Source organism: Pantoea sp. DY-5, from assembly GCF_019795955.1.
Classification (GTDB): Bacteria; Pseudomonadota; Gammaproteobacteria; order Enterobacterales; family Enterobacteriaceae; genus Pantoea; species Pantoea leporis.
This window is the reverse complement of record NZ_JAIMIE010000002.1, coordinates 23,770-41,045: the sequence shown is the minus strand read 5'-3', so window position 1 is coordinate 41,045 and position 17,276 is coordinate 23,770. Positions and strand designations below refer to the sequence as shown.

Sequence of the window (17,276 nt, the reverse complement as noted above, 5' to 3'; positions counted from 1 at the left end):
GCCATGAACAAGCGCCCGATCCTTGCGGATGTGATTGCCGTGGTGCCCGCCGCAGGTGTGGGCAGCCGAATGCAGGCTGCCTGCCCAAAACAGTATCTGACCATTGGTCAATTCACCCTTCTTGAACACAGCGTCGCACGTCTGCTGGCACATCCTGCGGTAAAACAGGTGATTGTGCCGGTCAGCAATGATGATGGCTGGTTCGATTCACTGCCGCTGGCGCAGGATTCCCGTATTCTCCGCGTGACCGGTGGCGACACGCGCGCCGAATCGGTGCTGGCGGGCTTAAACGCCATTCACCACAGCGAATGGGTGCTGGTGCATGACGCCGCGCGTCCTTGCCTGCATCCGGACGATTTAGCACGCCTGCTGGCGGTACGTGAGTACAGCAAGGTTGGCGGAATTCTGGCGGCGCCGGTGCGCGACACCATGAAACGCGCCGAACCGGGCAAAACCGCCATCGCCCACACCGTTGAACGCGAGGATTTATGGCACGCGTTAACGCCGCAATTTTTCCCGCATCAACTGCTCACCGCTTGCCTGACGCGCGCACTCCATGAAGGCGCTACCATTACCGATGAAGCGTCGGCGCTGGAGTATTGCGGTTATCACCCGGAATTGGTGAGTGGACGCAGCGACAATATTAAGGTGACGCGGCCAGAAGATCTGGCGCTGGCGGCCTTCTATCTTACCCAGATTCAGTTACAGGAGAGCGCATGATGCGTATCGGTCACGGTTTTGACGTTCACGCTTTTGGCGGCGAAGGTCCGTTAGTGATTGGCGGGGTGCGTATTCCCTTCGAACACGGTTTTATTGCCCATTCTGATGGTGATGTGGCGCTGCATGCGTTGACGGATGCATTGCTCGGCGCGGTGGCGATGGGCGATATCGGCAAGTTGTTCCCGGATACCGATCCGGCGTTTAAAGGCGCTGACAGCCGCGGTTTGCTGCGCGAAGCCTGGCGTCGGATTCAGCTGAAAGGCTATCGCATCGGTAACGTCGATGTGACCATCATTGCGCAGGCACCGAAAATGTTGCCGCATGTGCCGCAGATGCGCGTCAATATCGCCGAAGATCTCGGTTGCCATATGGATGACGTCAACGTCAAAGCCACCACCACCGAAAAGCTGGGCTTTACCGGGCGTGGCGAAGGCATTGCCTGTGAAGCGGTTGCGCTGCTGATAAAGGCCGATCAGGCATGAGTGAACTGCATTACCTGCACGGCGTGCCGACTGCCACCGGCGTCATCAAAGCCAATCCCGAAGATTTCGTGGTGATTGAAGATCTTGGCTATCCCTATGATGGCGAAGGTGAACAGCTGTTGGTGCGCATCCGTAAAATTGGCTGCAATACGCGCTTTGTCGCTGAAGCCATCGCCAAATTTCTCGGCGTGCCGGTGCGTGACCTTAGCTATGCCGGCATGAAAGATCGTCATGCAGTCACCGAGCAAACGCTGTGTTTCCGCGTGCCCGGCAATGGTATGCCGAATCTGGCGGGATTCCAGCTGGAAGGCGTTGAAATCCTGCAGGTGATTCGCCACAAACGCAAACTGCGTACCGGCGCGCTGGCGGGCAATGCGTTCCGCTTAGTGGTGCGTCAGATCTCCGATCGCCGTGAAGTCGACACACGTTTGCAGCAGATTCAACAGCGCGGCGTGCCGAACTACTTTGGTGAGCAGCGCTTTGGTCGCGGCGGCAACAACCTGACGCAGGCGAAACAGTGGGCGAAGGATACATTCCGTCCGCGCGATCGCAATATGAAAGGTTTGCTGTTGTCAGCGACCCGCAGTCATCTGTTTAATCAGGTGACCAGCGCGCGTTTGCAGCGTGATGGCGCTCTGGATGTGGTTCAGGTAGGCGATGCGGTGCAGCTGGCCGGTCGCGGCAGCTGGTTTGTGGCGCAGGCGGAAGAGTTGCCTGACGTACAGCAGCGTGTTGATAATCACCAACTGCGCATCACTGCGCCACTGCCAGGTCGCGGCGATCCGGGTCCACAAGGCGATGCGCTGCTTTTTGAGCAGCAGAGCCTGGCAGGCGCAGAAGAATTGATTACACTGCTTGAGCGCGAGCGCGTTGATGCCGCGCGTCGTGCAATGCTGGTGGTGCCAAAGGATCTGCGCTGGGAATGGTGGGACGATGTGACGCTGGAGATGCAGTTCTGGCTGCCCGCCGGCAGTTTTGCCACCAGCGTGGTGCGTGAGCTTCTCCAACAAGAAGGTAACGATGCGGATATTGCTGAGTAACGATGATGGAATTCATGCGCCGGGAATTCAGACGCTGGCGCGTGCTTTACGTGAGTTTGCCGAGGTGCAGGTTGTCGCGCCCGATCGCAATCGTAGCGGCGCATCAAACTCGCTCACGCTGGAGACGCCGCTGCGTACCTTTACGCACGAAAACGGCGATATCGCGGTGCAGACGGGCACGCCGACCGACTGCGTGTTCCTCGGCGTGAACAAGCTGATGCAGCCGCGGCCCGACATCGTGGTTTCCGGCATCAACGCCGGTCCAAATCTTGGCGACGATGTGATTTACTCCGGTACCGTCGCTGCGGCAATGGAAGGGCGCCATCTTGGCTTGCCTGCGCTCGCTGTTTCACTCAATGGACATCAGCATTACGACACCGCCGCATCCATCACTTGTACGCTGTTACGTGCGCTGTCGCGCGCTCCGCTGCGTACCGGCCGTATTCTTAATATCAACGTGCCTGATTTGCCGTTAGCGGAGATCAAAGGTTTCCGCGTGACCCGCTGCGGCAGCCGCCATCCCGCCGATCAGGTTATCTGCACCGAAGACCCGCGCGGCCAGCCGCTTTACTGGATTGGCCCGCCGGGGCAAAAGCTGGATGCAGGCCCGGATACCGATTTCGCGGCGGTGGATGCGGGCTACGTTTCGTTGACCGCGCTGCATGTGGATTTGACCGCGCATGCGGCACAAGAAGTATTGAGTGACTGGCTAACCCAGGCAGAGGTAAAACTCGCATGGTGAATCGCCGCATCGAAACGCTTTTGGAGCAGCTGCGCGCGCAGGGCATTCATGATGAACACCTGCTGAAAGCCATTGCCGATGTGCCTCGTGAGCGTTTTATCGATGAGGCGTTTGAGCATAAAGCGTGGGAAAACGTTGCGCTGCCGATTGGCAACGGCCAGACCATCTCTCAGCCTTACATGGTGGCGCGCATGACCGCCTTGTTAGAGCTCACGCCGGAATCGCGCGTGCTGGAAATCGGCACCGGCTCTGGCTATCAGACCGCGATTCTGGCGCATCTGGTTAATCATGTTTATTCCGTCGAACGCATCAAGGGCTTGCAGTGGCAGGCTAAGCGTCGCCTCAAGCAACTTGATCTGCATAATATCTCTACCCGGCATGGCGATGGCTGGCAGGGCTGGGCGACGCGTGGTCCGTTTGATGCCATTATCGTGACCGCCGCACCGCCTGAAATTCCGACTTTGCTGATAGCGCAATTAGGTGACGGCGGCAAAATGGTCCTGCCGGTTGGCGAGGATCAGCAGGTGTTGAAGCGTTTGCGTCGTCAGGGCGATGAATTGATTGAAGAAATCATCGAACCCGTGCGCTTTGTGCCGTTGGTTCAGGGCGATCTGGCCTAGGACATCATTACGCAATTCTTCACAACTGTTACATGGCACGGCACAGTTGATATTGTTACTATCCTTGTTTATCAATGCTAAAAACCGTTTTTAACGTTACGCGCAGTGGATAATGCGGTTAACGCCGTTACACATTTATATTCAGGGTTGCCATCACGGGGGATCAGTGAGCATGGGAAGCACAGCATTTCAATTACGCCGTTTGGCGGCACTTTCTTTGGTAGGTTTTTGGCTGGCGGGCTGTAGTTCTGGCGATAATACACAGGCACCCATTAGCCAGATTGGTGGTAATAGCGGCGATAGCGGTATGGCTTCAGCCCCAGGCGGCGGCATGATCTCTTCGCAAAACAGCGCTGTGCCCGCGATGCCACGTGGCGGAATGTTAAGCGGAGGCACACCATCGACACAACCGTCAGGTGGAATGGTAAGTGACAATAACAATGTGGCCACGGAAAATGGTCGCATTGTGTACAATCGCAATTATGGGAATATTCCTAAAGGTAGCTACGGTGGTGAAACCTATACCGTAAAACGTGGCGATACCTTGTTCTACATTGCCTGGATTACCGGCAACGATTTCCGCGATCTGGCACAGCGAAACAACATCGCAGCCCCGTATGGCTTGAACGCCGGGCAAACGCTGCAGGTTGGCAACGGTAACGGCCAGACCATTACCGGCGGAAACGCGATTACTGTAGCCGATGCAACGCAGGGCGGCGTGCCAGTTACACCGAGCCAGACGCAAATTAAATCCACCCCTGTTGCACAGCAACCTGTTATTACGTATTCTGATGATTCGGGTAATTCGTCGGGTAGCAAATTGCTGCCGTCGAAAGGAGCAAATAATGTGGCAACGACCACAGCTCCGGTTGTCGCACCACCTACAGTCAGCAGCACGACTAATAGCACAACTCCAGTGGGAAGCTGGCGTTGGCCGACTGATGGGAAGATCATCGATAACTTCTCCGCTGCGGAAGGCGGAAATAAAGGGGTCGATATCGCCGGTTCGCGTGGACAACCTGTTGTCGCCACAGCTTCGGGAAGAGTGGTGTACGCAGGCAACGCGCTCCGTGGGTACGGTAATTTAATCATCATCAAACACAATGATGACTACCTGAGCGCCTACGCCCACAACGACTCTATGCTGGTCCGGGAACAACAGGAAGTTAAGGCGGGGCAAAAAATCGCTACTATGGGTAGCACCGGTACCAGTTCAGTACGATTGCACTTTGAAATTCGTTACAAGGGGAAATCCGTAAACCCGTTGCGTTATTTACCGCAGCGATAATCCGGCAGAACCTTGGTTCTGCCCTTGGATCACGGGTAGGAGCCGCTAATGAACCAGAATACGCTGAAAGTTAACGATTTACATGAAGATGCGGAATTCGAGGAAAACAACGGAGCTGAGGTTTTTGATGAGAAGGCTCTCGTTGAGAACGAACCTGGTGATAACAACGACGTAGCGGAAGAAGAGCTGTTGTCACAGGGTGCGACGCAACGCGTTTTGGATGCGACGCAGCTTTACCTCGGAGAGATTGGTTATTCACCGCTGCTGACGGCAGAAGAAGAAGTCTTCTTTGCGCGCCGTGCACTGCGGGGTGACATTCCATCTCGCCGCCGCATGATTGAAAGTAACTTACGCTTGGTAGTAAAGATTGCCCGTCGTTATAGCAATCGTGGTCTGGCGCTGCTGGATCTGATTGAAGAGGGTAATCTCGGCTTGATTCGCGCCGTAGAGAAGTTTGACCCAGAACGTGGGTTCCGTTTCTCAACTTACGCCACGTGGTGGATTCGTCAGACAATTGAACGGGCGATTATGAATCAAACCCGTACCATCCGTCTGCCAATTCACATCGTTAAAGAGTTAAATGTTTACCTGCGTACCGCGCGTGAACTTTCGCACAAGCTTGATCATGAGCCAAGTGCTGAAGAGATTGCCGAGCAGCTAGACAAGCCTGTTGACGACGTGAGCCGTATGCTGCGTCTCAATGAGCGCATTACCTCGGTCGATACACCTTTGGGTGGCGATTCCGAAAAAGCGCTGCTGGATATCCTGGCCGATGAGAAAGACAACGGTCCGGAAGACACCACGCAAGACGATGATATGAAACAGAGCATCGTTAAGTGGTTGTTTGAACTGAATGCCAAGCAGCGTGAAGTGCTGGCGCGTCGTTTCGGCCTGTTAGGCTACGAAGCGGCAACGCTTGAAGATGTCGGTCGTGAAATCGGGTTGACCCGTGAACGCGTACGTCAGATTCAGGTGGAAGGACTGCGTCGTCTGCGTGAGATTCTGCAGACGCAAGGTTTGAACATCGAAGCACTGTTTCGTGAATAACAGAATACGTGGTTAATACAAGAAGCGGTGGTGAAAACCACCGCTTTTTTATTGGTTAAAATATGCAGACAGCACTTGTTAATTCATCGAAGTAAAATCTTTTAACGCTATCACTTAAATCCTCACCTAAATAGATAAACGTAAACTAAATCCATTAGATGTTAATTAAACATCTAATAAATGCTCAATTTATCTTGCTCTCATTTAGAGAATTGTAATGTTGCGCACGACTTTCTTTGCAATTTTGCCTTATTTCCTTTCTCCGTGTCACTCTGATAAAAGTTTTTAACACAGTGCTATGCCATTTTCTTGCTCGCTGTATCACCAGGATATTCAAGCAATGAATAACTAAAAGGGAGTGAGAAAAACAATGCGTGTGCAAAGCAGCAGTACAAAGTCACAATACTCCAGAGTGGTTTTCGGAATGCCAATATCTCTGCTATGGGGATATATTGCGATGGCCACCTTCATGACCGGCGATGGCATCGAACTGGCTCATCTCTCCCGATATCTCTACGATCTCGGCTATGGAGAAAAACAAGTTTCATTAGTTTTCACCGCTTATGCGTTAACGGCCGCAGTTTCAAGTTGGCTTTCCGGTGCCGTCAGTGAAATTTATGGTCCGAAGAAAATTATGCTCACCGGCGCTATTTGGTGGATGGTGTTACATGCCGTATTTGTTTATTTTGGCGTAAGTGAAAATAACTTTACCTGGATGTTGGTGAGTTATACGTTGCGCGGCTTCGCTTATCCGCTGTTCTTTTATGGATTCTATGTATTAGTAGTGCAGCGCACGCCTGAGCATCGACTTGCCTCCGCAACCGGCTGGATATGGTCGATGTTTACCATTGGTTATGGCATTACAGCTTCCTTCCTCTCCGGCCTTCTGGTGCCTGAAATTGGGTTCATCAATACGCTTTGGCTTTCACTGCTGTTTGCTGCGGTGGGCGGTGTAATTATATTGCTCATGGTAAAAAATAAGAATGAACATAATCTAAATAGTGACGGCGTCAGTCACAAAGAAAAATTACGCGAAATATCGCGCGGAATAACCTTGATCTTCGAAGACCGCAGTATGTTCTTTGCGCTGATAACACGCATCTTATGTAATGTGGCATTATTTGGCCTGCCGGTATTTATGCCGATCTATTTCACCCGTGAATTAGGATTTTCTACTAAAGAGTGGGCGACTATCTGGGGCGTATTTTTCCTGGTTCAACCAATAACCAATGTGCTTTGGGGCATTATTGGCGATCGTATTGGCTGGATTTTTCAGATGCGCTGGTTTGGTTTCTTCGGATGCACGATTACCACTGCCGCTTTCTATTTTTTACCCTCATTTTTCCCAGGTAATCTGACGTTAGCCATTGTCTGCGCGCTGTTATTAGCCTTAACGCTCACCTCCTTTGTGCCAATGGGGGCGATTTTCCCGATGCTGGCGCCGCAGCATAAAGGCGCTGCGGTTTCGGTGCAAAATCTGGGGGGTGGTTTCGGTAATCTAATTGGTCCGGCGGTTGCCGCACTAATGTTCGGCCTGTCATTTGAAATCAAGCACGTGATTATTACTTTCTCCGTTCTCTATTTTGCTGGCGGCGTCATGACATTCTTTATTCGTGATCCCCAACCAAAAATAGAGCGTAACGCTCCTTTCAAGACCACGGCCAGCGAATCCGAATAAATACCCCCAATGAAAAGGACCACAATATGACAACACCATTTTCACTGCAAAATAAGGTCGCCATCGTCACCGGCGCCGCATCGGGAATTGGTTACGCCATTGCCCGCTGTTTAAGTGCTGCGGGTGCTCAAGTGGCGATGATCGATCGCGCAGAAGAGGTAAAAACGGTTGCCAGCAAGATGGACAACCCTGCGCGAGGTTACGTTTTCGATCTGGCTAATGTCGAAGCGCTTGGCGAACTGGTTGAGCAGATTCACCATGATTTTGGCCGCATTGACATCCTGGTCAATAACGCCGGTATTGGCATGCTGGAATCCGTGGGCGAAGTGCAACTCGCCAGCTGGAATACCACGATGTTGATTAACATGACCGCGCCATTCTTCCTCGCTCAGCATTGTGCTCGATATATGAAAGAACACGGTTTTGGCCGCCTGATTAACATCGCCTCACAGGCCAGCGTCATTGCACTCAATGAGCACGCGGCATATTGCACCAGCAAATCAGGTATGGTGTCTTTCACGCGGGTGTTGGCAGCGGAGTTGGGGCCGTTTGGTATTACCGCTAATGCCATTTCACCAACGGTGGTTGAGACGGAATTAGGTAAGCGTTACTGGCATGGGGAGCGAGCGGAGCAGATGAAATCAAAAATCCCATCACGACGTTTTGCCACACCTGACGAAGTCGCGAGTACGGTGCTGTATCTCAGCAGCAATGAAGCGGCAATGGTCAATGGCGAGAATTTAGTGATCGATGGGGGATATAGTGTGATTTAAAGCCGGGCGAGTTGATTAGTATGAGCCCGCTGAAATTGCTTAACACCAGGGAATTGTAAGAAAGAAAAAATGGCCCGCACAGAACGTTGCTTCTGGGCGGGCGAATAACTACACCAGCGTTTTCAAGCGATAGATCCATTCCAGCGCTTGCTTCGGCGTTAAGCTGTCTGGGTCCAGTGCCTCAAGCGCATCAACCGCCGGTGAGGTTTCTGCCACCAGCAACTGCATTTGCGAACCTTCCACTGTGGATGCGGCGGAGCTGCCAGATAACGCTTCCAGCTCCTTCAGCTTGTTACGCGCGCGCTTAATCACTTCCTTCGGCACGCCCGCCAGCGCCGCCACCGCGAGACCATAACTTTTGCTTGCAGCACCATCCTGCACGCTGTGCATAAAGGCGATGGTGTCTCCGTGTTCGACCGCATCCAGATGCACATTCACGACACCTTCCATTTTTTCCGGCAGCGTGGTCAGCTCGAAATAGTGCGTGGCAAACAGCGTCATGGCCTTAATGCGATTCGCTAAACTTTCAGCGCAGGCCCATGCCAGCGACAAACCATCATAAGTTGAGGTGCCGCGCCCGATTTCATCCATCAGTACCAGACTGTTTTCGGTAGCGTTATGCAGAATGTTGGCGGTTTCCGTCATCTCCACCATAAAGGTCGAGCGTCCGGAAGCCAGATCATCAGCAGCCCCGACGCGCGTGAAAATGCGATCGATAGGGCCGATGACGGTCTCCTCTGCTGGCACATAGCTGCCTATCCACGCCATCAGCGCGATCAACGCTGTCTGGCGCATGTAGGTACTTTTACCACCCATATTGGGGCCGGTAATGATCAGCATGCGACGCTGCGGTGAGAGTGACAGCGGATTCGCGATAAACGGCTCTTTCAATACCTGCTCGACCACCGGATGGCGGCCTGCAGTAATACGGATGCCGGCTTTTTCTTGCAGCACCGGGCGGCAATAATTCAGCGTCCATGCACGTTCGGCCAGGTTTGCTAGCACGTCCAGCTCAGAGAGAGCAGCCGCACTGATTTGCAGGGCTTCAAGATGCGGTAGCAAGCGGTCAAACAGCTCATCGTAGAGACCTTTCTCCAGCGCCAGCGCTTTGCCTTTCGACGTCAGAACCTTATCTTCATACTCTTTTAGTTCAGGGATGATATAGCGTTCAGCATTCTTCAGCGTCTGGCGGCGAACGTAATGAATCGGCACCAGATGGCTTTGACCACGGCTGACCTGAATGTAGTAGCCGTGAATCGCGTTAAAGCCGACTTTCAGCGTATCCAGCCCGAGTTTCTCGCGCTCACGGATTTCCAGACGATCAAGATAATCGGTGGCGCCATCAGCCAGTGCACGCCATTCGTCGAGTTCAGCGTTGTATCCCGGAGCGATCACGCCACCGTCGCGCACCAGCACCGGTGGCGATTCAATGATCGCCTGTTCCAGCAACTCACGTAGTTCGGTAAATTCGCCCATCTGAGATCGCAGATTAATTAACTGCGTGGCTTCAACGCCTTCAAGTTGTTGATTTAACGCTGGCAACTGCTGGAAGGCATGGCGCATACGTGCCAAATCGCGTGGGCGCGCGGTGCGCAGTGCCAGTCGCGCCAGAATACGCTCCAGATCGCCCACCTGGCGCAGCACCGGCTGCAGCTCCTGACTAAGCGATTGCAGTTCTGCGATAGACTCCTGACGCCGAGCAATGGTCGTGACATCGCGCAGCGGCATATGCAGCCAGCGTTTCAGCATACGGCTGCCCATCGGCGTGACGGTTTTATCCAGTATCGCCGCCAGTGTGTTCTCGATGCCGCCGGCCAGGTTTTGCGTTATCTCCAGGTTGCGGCGCGTAGCAGCATCCATGATCACGCTATCCTGCTGACGCTCCATGCTCAGCGAGCGAATGTGCGGTAACGACGTGCGCTGCGTGTCTTTAACATATTGCAGCAGACATCCTGCAGCGCGTAGCGCCAGATGCGCCTGCTCAACGCCAAAACCACTTAAGTCGCGGGTGCCAAATTGCAGATTGAGCTGCTGGCGCGCCGTATCGATTTCATATTCCCACAGCGGGCGGCGACGCAGGCCACGGCGTTGATCGATCAACGTCATTGCCTGGAAATCTTCGGGATAGAGCAGTTCAGCCGGATTGGTGCGCTGCAGTTCTGCTGCCATCGTCTCCAGATCGCCGGGTTCACTCAGGCGGAAGCGACCAGAACTGATGTCCAGTGTTGCATAACCAAAACCGCGCTGGCTCTGGAAGATGGCGGCGAGCAGGTTATCCTGGCGCTCTTGCAGCAACGCTTCATCGCTGATGGTGCCGGGTGTAACGATGCGCACCACTTTTCGCTCAACCGGGCCTTTGCTCAAGGCTGGGTCGCCAATCTGCTCACAGATCGCCACCGATTCGCCGAGCTGGACCAGTTTCGCCAGATAGCCTTCAACCGCATGGTAAGGCACGCCCGCCATCGGAATCGGTTCCCCAGCAGAGGCGCCGCGTTTGGTCAGAGAGATCTCCAGTAGTTGCGAGGCGCGTTTCGCGTCATCGTAAAACAGCTCGTAAAAATCGCCCATGCGATAAAACAGCAGGATGTCAGGATGATCGGCCTTCAGGCGCAGGTATTGCTGCATCATCGGCGTATGGCCACTAAAGTCCATTTGCTCTGCTCCTTTCATCTCATTCTCACTCAACATTCATTCTTTTAATTACCTGAGGCTGGGTCAATGCAGCCCGGAAGTGTCGTTATCACGTGGACGGATAACGAAAGCGGGATATTACCATTTTTGCCGCGTAACCTTCATCCGCCTGCGGGGCTTTATGGCTGCCGACCTTAACAAATTGCCGCAAACGGTAAAAAGCAAAATTTAATGAAAAAGGTAAAGTGTGGAGCGGTTTCGCAAATTCGCGTTGCAACCGGCTGAACGGGCGGGAAACGGCTAAATTTTAAGATATTGCTCTGTATGTCACCCCGATGAACGATTACCATGAGTGCTTCCGGTTTCACCTGGCTTATGGATATCCAATGCGTTTTAAGGTTGCTCTTCTTCCGCTTATTACTCTGCTTGCTGCCTGCAGCAGTAAGCCCGCATCCCATCAGCAGCCCGCCGTTGTGCCTGCACCGAAAGGCGGTTTTTTGCTGGAACCTTCGCACGCGGTTCAACCGATGTTTGGCGATTTTGCGGGTAACCCCGCCGCTGAACAGTTCATTGATCAAATGGTGGCAAAACACGGTTTTAACCGTGAACAGTTGCATGCGGTTATCGGCCAGGCGAAGCGTCTGGATTACGTGCTGCGTTTGATGGATCAGCAAGCCCCGAGCTATACGCCGCCAACCGGACCGAATGGCGCGTGGATTCGCTATCGCAACAAGTTTATTACGCCGGATAACGTGCAGAACGGCGTGGCATTCTGGAATCAGTATCAGGATGCGCTACAGCGTGCGCAGCAGGTTTACGGCGTGCCGCCGGAAATCATTGTCGGCATTATCGGCGTTGAAACGCGCTGGGGCAGGGTAATGGGCAAGACGCGCTTGCTGGATGCGCTGGCAACCTTGTCATTTAGCTATCCGCGTCGTGCAGCTTACTTCAGCGGTGAGCTGGAGACCTTCCTGCTGATGGCGCGCACAGAGCAAGACGATCCGCTGGATCTGCGCGGCTCCTTTGCCGGTGCTATGGGTTATGGACAGTTCATGCCATCCTCTTATAAGCAATACGCAGTCGATTTTAATGGCGATGGTCATATCAACCTTTGGGATCCGGTTGATGCGATTGGCAGCGTAGCCAACTACTTCAAAGAACACGGCTGGCGTGCGGGCGAGAACGTTGCGGTGCCAGCCAGCGGGCAGGCTCCGGCATTGGAGAATGGCTTTAAAACTAAGTACCCGGTCAGCACCTTAGCCGCGAGTGGGTTAACGCCACAGGGATCGCTGGACGGCAATACTCAGGTCAGTCTGCTGCGTTTGGATCTCGGCACCAGCTATCAATATTGGTATGGCCTGCCGAATTTCTACGCCATTACGCGCTACAACCACAGCACCCACTATGCAATGGCGGTGTGGCAGTTGGGTGAAGCCGTCGCTAAAGCACGTCAGGGCAGCCTGTTTTAATGCTGTCCATATAAAGTGTGAGGGTATAAGATGGCGCCCCTTTTGCGGTGCCATCTTCACCGCATCCGACTTCTGAGGAGCGCTTATGAGTACCTTACCTGCCTGTCCTTTATGCCAGGCTGATTACACCTGGCAAGATGGCGAGAACCTGAATTGTCCATCTTGCGGCCATATCTGGACGGCAAGCGCCGATGATGTAGCTGACGGTTTGGTGGTACGCGATGCCAACGGCAACCTGTTAGCGGATGGCGACAGCGTGACTGTCGTTAAAGATCTTAAGGTTAAAGGCAGCTCTTCGACGCTGAAAATTGGTACCAAAGTCAAAAGCATTCGTCTGGTCGAAGGCGATCACAACATTGATTGCAAAATTGATGGTTTTGGCCAGATGAAACTCAAATCTGAGTTCGTCAAAAAGAACTAATTATGGGACGGCTTTGCGCCGTCCTGTTTGTTTCAACTCAGTAAACGATCCACTTCCTCGCACTGTTCCACTGTTAGCTCGCCACCATAATTGCGCGAGTCGCTGCGCATTGAATCAAATCGACGTGCAACAGCCGTTTTTATGGTGGTAACAAAATCATCGCCGATAGTGTAAATCGCCATCAGTTTACCAATACGTTGTTGAATCTCACTGAGCTGCGCTACATCGCCCGCCCGCCAGGCCTGCATCGCACGGGCAAATAGCTCCGGTACAATATTGTTCAAGCCGGAAATCACACCTGAACCGCCAGCCAGTAGATTGGGCAACAGATATTCGTCATAGCCGGAAAGCACGGTGAAATCGCTGCGCACCTGCTTCGTTTCTTCAATCATTGCGCGATTGTGCGACAAGCAATCCATGGTGTCTTTGATGCCGATAAAGTTGGGCAGCTCTGCCGCCAGTTCTGCGACCAGCGCCGGCGTTAAATCGCAGCCGGTTCGTGCGGGGAAATTGTAGGCGAACCACTTGCCGCCCAGCTGTGCATCCAGCGCTTTGAAATAGCTCAGCAGCTGTTTCTGTGTCTGCCCGTAATAGTAAGGAGGCAGCACCATCACAGCATCAAATCCGTTTTGCCAGGCCGCATCTGCCAGTTGCAGCATGTCCGCAATACAGGTGCTGGAGACATTTGCCACCATGGTCAGTGGTGAGAGTTGGCGCGCCTCGCGAATCATTAACAGGCGCTCCTGCTGCGAGAGCGATGCAAATTCGCCAATGCTGCCCATCAGCAGCAAGGTATCAATGCCTGATTGGCTAAGGCGCGCAAAATGGCGTCCTAGCGCATCAATATCCAGATTATTGTTGCTATCAAAGGGAGTTACTGACGGACACCATACGCCGGGCAATGCGGGTTGTGCAGACATATCAAGCTCCTTATTTGGAAAATGAAACATCGTTTTAACTTAATGGCATCTGCGCTGGCTAACCAGCTAGCGAGGGTAAAAAGGTGAGATATCGCACTTTTCTCTTTCTATAAAGGCGGGAAAAGCAGGTAGTGTTTAGCCCCTCAGCCAAGACAGGAGCATTGCCATGCAAGACTGGAATCCACAGCTGTATCGCCAATTCGAATCAGAGCGAACCCGCCCGGCGCGCGAGCTATTGGAGCGCATTCCGCTCGATGATGTGCGCTTTGCCACCGATCTTGGTTGCGGACCCGGCAACAGCACCGAGCTACTGGCACAAGCCTGGCCGGAGGCGAAGATAACCGGAATTGACAGTTCTGCCGCAATGTTAGAGCAGGCGCGCGAACGTCTCCCCAATTGCCATTTCCTGCAGGCCGATATTCGTCGCTGGCAGGCCGAACAGCCGCAGCAGGTCATCTATGCTAACGCCTCGCTGCAGTGGTTGACCGAGCATCACACCTTGCTGCCGCATCTGGTTGATCAATTGGGCATCGGTGGCGCGTTAGCGATTCAGATGCCCGATAATCTTGAAGAACCGTCACACCGTTTGATGCGTGAAGTGGCGGCGAATGAAAAATGGCAGGCGCTGATTTCGCCACAAGCGGCGGATCGCAAACGCCTGCTAACCACCTATTGCTATTACGATCTGCTGACCGATGCGGGTTGCCAGGTTGATATCTGGCGCACTACTTATTATCACCCGATGGCAGATGCGCAGGGCATCATTACCTGGTTGCGTGCCACCGGGCTGCGTCCTTTCCTCGCGGGGCTGGATGAAACGCAGCAGGCAGCATTTCTTCATGATTATCATCAGGCCCTCATTCCGGCTTACCCCGCACGCAGTAACGGCAAGGTTTTGTTAGCCTTCCCGCGTCTGTTTATGGTTGCAGTGAAAACTGGCTAAGGTATCTGGAAGCCACTGCGCAGAAATGATGGCTGAAGGTTGAAAAGGGCTTTTCAGCGCACCATTTACTGCTAACGTGAAGCGCCACAACGGGAGAAGGCGATGAACGATGAACAGTTACAGCAGCTAAGCCACCGCATTGGCGAAAAGCTGAAAAGACGTCAGGCCACGGTGACTGCTGCAGAATCCTGCACCGGCGGCTGGATTGCGAAAGTATTTACTGATATCAGCGGCAGCTCTGCCTGGTTTGAGCGCGGTTTCGTCACTTACAGCAATGAAGCTAAGCAGCAGATGGTCGGCGTACAGGAGACAACGCTGCAGCAGCATGGCGCCGTAAGTGAACAGACGGTGCGTGAGATGGCTAACGGTGCGGCTAAAGCGGCAGCGGCAGAATACGCCATCGCTGTAAGCGGCATTGCCGGTCCGGAAGGTGGCACGCCCGATAAACCGGTGGGCACCGTGTGGTTTGCGATTGTGGGTCCAGAGGGGCGCGTACTAGCGCAGCGGCAGATCTTTGCTGGCGACCGTGATGCGGTACGCCGTCAGTCAGTGGCTTGGGCGCTGCAAACGCTGCTTGATGAATTTCTGATAAATTAAAACTTGATACTGTATGACCATACAGTATAATTAGCGGCAACAGAACGAGCGACATACTTGATGTCGACTCACCCAGCATGATTAGGAGTGGAAATGGCGATCGACGAGAACAAACAGAAGGCTTTAGCTGCCGCACTGGGCCAGATTGAGAAGCAATTTGGTAAAGGCTCCATCATGCGCTTGGGTGAAGACCGCTCAATGGATGTCGAAACCATCTCTACCGGTTCACTGTCACTGGATATCGCGCTGGGCGCGGGTGGCTTGCCGATGGGCCGTATCGTTGAGATTTACGGACCGGAATCTTCCGGTAAAACCACGCTGACGCTGCAGGTTATTGCTTCTGCACAGCGCAAAGGTAAAACCTGTGCCTTTATCGATGCTGAGCACGCACTGGATCCGGTGTACGCGAAAAAACTGGGCGTTGATATTGATAACCTGCTGTGTTCACAGCCGGATACCGGTGAGCAAGCGCTGGAGATCTGTGATGCGCTGGCGCGTTCAGGCGCGGTTGACGTCATCATCGTCGACTCCGTGGCGGCGCTGACGCCGAAAGCGGAAATCGAAGGCGAGATTGGCGATTCGCACATGGGTCTGGCCGCTCGTATGATGAGCCAGGCAATGCGTAAGCTGGCGGGTAACCTGAAGCAGTCCAACACGCTGCTGATTTTCATCAACCAGATTCGTATGAAGATTGGTGTGATGTTCGGTAACCCAGAAACCACAACCGGCGGTAACGCGCTGAAATTCTACGCTTCTGTTCGTCTGGATATCCGCCGTATCGGTGCGATTAAAGAGGGCGACGAAGTGGTAGGTAGCGAAACCCGCGTGAAAGTCGTGAAGAACAAAGTTGCGGCACCGTTTAAGCAGGCTGAATTCCAAATCATGTACGGCGAAGGTATCAACACCTTTGGCGAGCTGGTGGATCTTGGCGTGAAGCACAAACTGGTTGAGAAAGCCGGCGCGTGGTACAGCTACAACGGTGAGAAGATTGGTCAGGGTAAAGCTAACTCCACCAACTTCCTTAAAGAGAACCCGGCGATTGCGAATGAAATCGACAAGAAGCTGCGTGACTTACTGCTAAGTGGTGATGTCGCCGCCGCAGACACCGCGAAAATCTCCGCGGATGATCGCGAAGAAGCCAGCGAAACCAACGAAGATTTCTAAAATATTAACGGGAGCAGAAATGCTCCCGTTTTGCTTTTTCCCGCCAGCGCTTTTCCTCTCTGCCTTCTTGCTTTACTCTGCGACCCTGCACGACTGTTAGAACAAGGTTGATCCTATGTCATCATCACCATCTGCGGCACCGGTGCCAACATATTCCCGTTTACTCGACCGCGCTATGCGCATCCTTTCGCAGCGCGATCATAGCCGAGAAGAGCTGAAGCGTAAGTTGCAGCTATCTTCCCAACGTGCAGCCTATCTGCAGCAGCAGGAAAACACGCCAATCCCCGGCGAGTTACTGGAAAAAGTACTCGACTGGTGTCAGGAGAGCGGTTGGCTCAACGATGAGCGCTTTACCGAGCGCTTTATTCAGAGCCGTGCGCGTAAGGGATATGGGCCACAGCGCGTGCGGATGGAGTTGCAGCAAAAAGGCATTGGGCGCGATGAGATCAATCAAGCGCTGTTCGATACCGAAGTGGACTGGAGCCAGTGCGCAGCCGATCTTGCCAAACGCAAATTTGGCGAACCCTTGCCGCAAACCTGGGCCGAGAAAAGCAAGGTTCAGCGTTTTTTGATGTCGAAAGGCTTTATGATGGAAGATATTCAGGCTGTTTTCAGAAATAGTGACGACTGAAAGGCGATGTGATTTTACTTCCCACTGAAGAAAATTTATCTTATTCCCACTTTTTGTTCCTCAGTCAGCGGCAGGCCGGATGGATAGGGTTTGCCAGCGAAAGGGAACGT

Annotated in this window: 17 protein-coding genes; 15 read left to right on the top strand and 2 right to left on the bottom strand. The window is 53.4% G+C overall.

Annotated features, from left to right (window positions below):
- The first annotated feature begins 3 nt into the window (after nt 1-3).
- From ispD to K5Y30_RS08405, 9 genes are all read left to right on the top strand, one after another.
- Nucleotides 4-720: a 2-C-methyl-D-erythritol 4-phosphate cytidylyltransferase gene (gene ispD / locus K5Y30_RS08445; RefSeq protein ID WP_137386339.1), complete on the top strand. Its 717-nt coding sequence runs from the start codon at nt 4-6 to the stop codon at nt 718-720.
- On the top strand, nt 720-1,202 hold the full coding sequence (gene ispF, locus K5Y30_RS08440; RefSeq protein ID WP_061719965.1) for a 2-C-methyl-D-erythritol 2,4-cyclodiphosphate synthase: 483 nt from the start codon (nt 720-722) through the stop codon (nt 1,200-1,202). The genes ispD and ispF overlap by 1 nt, the downstream gene beginning before the upstream one ends.
- Nucleotides 1,199-2,242 (top strand): tRNA pseudouridine(13) synthase TruD, encoded by a 1,044-nt coding sequence (gene truD, locus K5Y30_RS08435; RefSeq protein WP_222210972.1) that lies wholly within the window; start codon nt 1,199-1,201, stop codon nt 2,240-2,242. Before ispF ends, truD begins: the two co-directional genes overlap by 4 nt.
- The gene (gene surE, locus K5Y30_RS08430; RefSeq protein WP_222210970.1) at nt 2,223-2,984 is read left to right on the top strand and encodes a 5'/3'-nucleotidase SurE; all 762 of its coding nucleotides are present in this window, start codon (nt 2,223-2,225) and stop codon (nt 2,982-2,984) included. Before truD ends, surE begins: the two co-directional genes overlap by 20 nt.
- Complete coding sequence (locus K5Y30_RS08425; RefSeq protein ID WP_008104533.1) at nt 2,978-3,604, top strand: protein-L-isoaspartate(D-aspartate) O-methyltransferase; 627 nt, start codon at nt 2,978-2,980, stop codon at nt 3,602-3,604. Before surE ends, K5Y30_RS08425 begins: the two co-directional genes overlap by 7 nt.
- A 172-nt stretch (nt 3,605-3,776) precedes the next feature.
- Entirely contained in the window at nt 3,777-4,892 is a 1,116-nt protein-coding gene (gene nlpD / locus K5Y30_RS08420; protein WP_222185584.1) for a murein hydrolase activator NlpD, read from the top strand.
- 48 nt (nt 4,893-4,940) lie between these two features.
- Nucleotides 4,941-5,939 (top strand): RNA polymerase sigma factor RpoS, encoded by a 999-nt coding sequence (gene rpoS / locus K5Y30_RS08415; protein WP_007893257.1) that lies wholly within the window; start codon nt 4,941-4,943, stop codon nt 5,937-5,939.
- Nucleotides 5,940-6,309: 370 nt separating this feature from the next.
- The gene (locus K5Y30_RS08410; protein ID WP_222210969.1) at nt 6,310-7,617 is read left to right on the top strand and encodes an MFS transporter; all 1,308 of its coding nucleotides are present in this window, start codon (nt 6,310-6,312) and stop codon (nt 7,615-7,617) included.
- Nucleotides 7,618-7,643: 26 nt separating this feature from the next.
- Complete coding sequence (locus K5Y30_RS08405) at nt 7,644-8,390, top strand: GolD/DthD family dehydrogenase (RefSeq protein WP_101762610.1); 747 nt, start codon at nt 7,644-7,646, stop codon at nt 8,388-8,390.
- Nucleotides 8,391-8,498: 108 nt separating this feature from the next.
- Here K5Y30_RS08405 and mutS read toward each other — a convergent pair whose 3' ends face one another.
- Nucleotides 8,499-11,042, bottom strand: a complete 2,544-nt coding sequence (gene mutS, locus K5Y30_RS08400) for a DNA mismatch repair protein MutS (RefSeq protein WP_192236515.1) — start codon at nt 11,040-11,042, stop codon at nt 8,499-8,501.
- Nucleotides 11,043-11,407: 365 nt separating this feature from the next.
- On the opposite strand from mutS, the gene mltB reads away from it, so the two are divergent.
- Complete coding sequence (gene mltB / locus K5Y30_RS08395) at nt 11,408-12,490, top strand: lytic murein transglycosylase B (protein ID WP_101762612.1); 1,083 nt, start codon at nt 11,408-11,410, stop codon at nt 12,488-12,490.
- Nucleotides 12,491-12,575: 85 nt separating this feature from the next.
- Nucleotides 12,576-12,911, top strand: coding sequence for a zinc ribbon domain-containing protein YjdM (locus K5Y30_RS08390; RefSeq protein ID WP_222185587.1), 336 nt, complete (start codon nt 12,576-12,578; stop codon nt 12,909-12,911).
- Nucleotides 12,912-12,943: 32 nt separating this feature from the next.
- Here the strand turns inward: K5Y30_RS08390 and K5Y30_RS08385 are convergent, their stop codons facing one another.
- Nucleotides 12,944-13,831, bottom strand: coding sequence for a dihydrodipicolinate synthase family protein (locus K5Y30_RS08385; RefSeq protein WP_222185588.1), 888 nt, complete (start codon nt 13,829-13,831; stop codon nt 12,944-12,946).
- Between the two features lie 166 nt (nt 13,832-13,997).
- On the opposite strand from K5Y30_RS08385, the gene tam reads away from it, so the two are divergent.
- The 4 genes from tam to K5Y30_RS08365 all read left to right on the top strand — a co-directional run bounded on the left by tam (nt 13,998) and on the right by K5Y30_RS08365 (nt 17,166).
- Nucleotides 13,998-14,774 (top strand): trans-aconitate 2-methyltransferase, encoded by a 777-nt coding sequence (gene tam, locus K5Y30_RS08380; protein WP_222210967.1) that lies wholly within the window; start codon nt 13,998-14,000, stop codon nt 14,772-14,774.
- Between the two features lie 102 nt (nt 14,775-14,876).
- On the top strand, nt 14,877-15,371 hold the full coding sequence (gene pncC, locus K5Y30_RS08375) for a nicotinamide-nucleotide amidase (RefSeq protein ID WP_222210965.1): 495 nt from the start codon (nt 14,877-14,879) through the stop codon (nt 15,369-15,371).
- Nucleotides 15,372-15,464: 93 nt separating this feature from the next.
- Nucleotides 15,465-16,535: a recombinase RecA gene (recA, locus tag K5Y30_RS08370; protein WP_101762617.1), complete on the top strand. Its 1,071-nt coding sequence runs from the start codon at nt 15,465-15,467 to the stop codon at nt 16,533-16,535.
- A gap of 115 nt (nt 16,536-16,650) precedes the next feature.
- Nucleotides 16,651-17,166 (top strand): regulatory protein RecX, encoded by a 516-nt coding sequence (locus tag K5Y30_RS08365; RefSeq protein WP_222185591.1) that lies wholly within the window; start codon nt 16,651-16,653, stop codon nt 17,164-17,166.
- Nucleotides 17,167-17,276 lie beyond the last annotated feature (110 nt).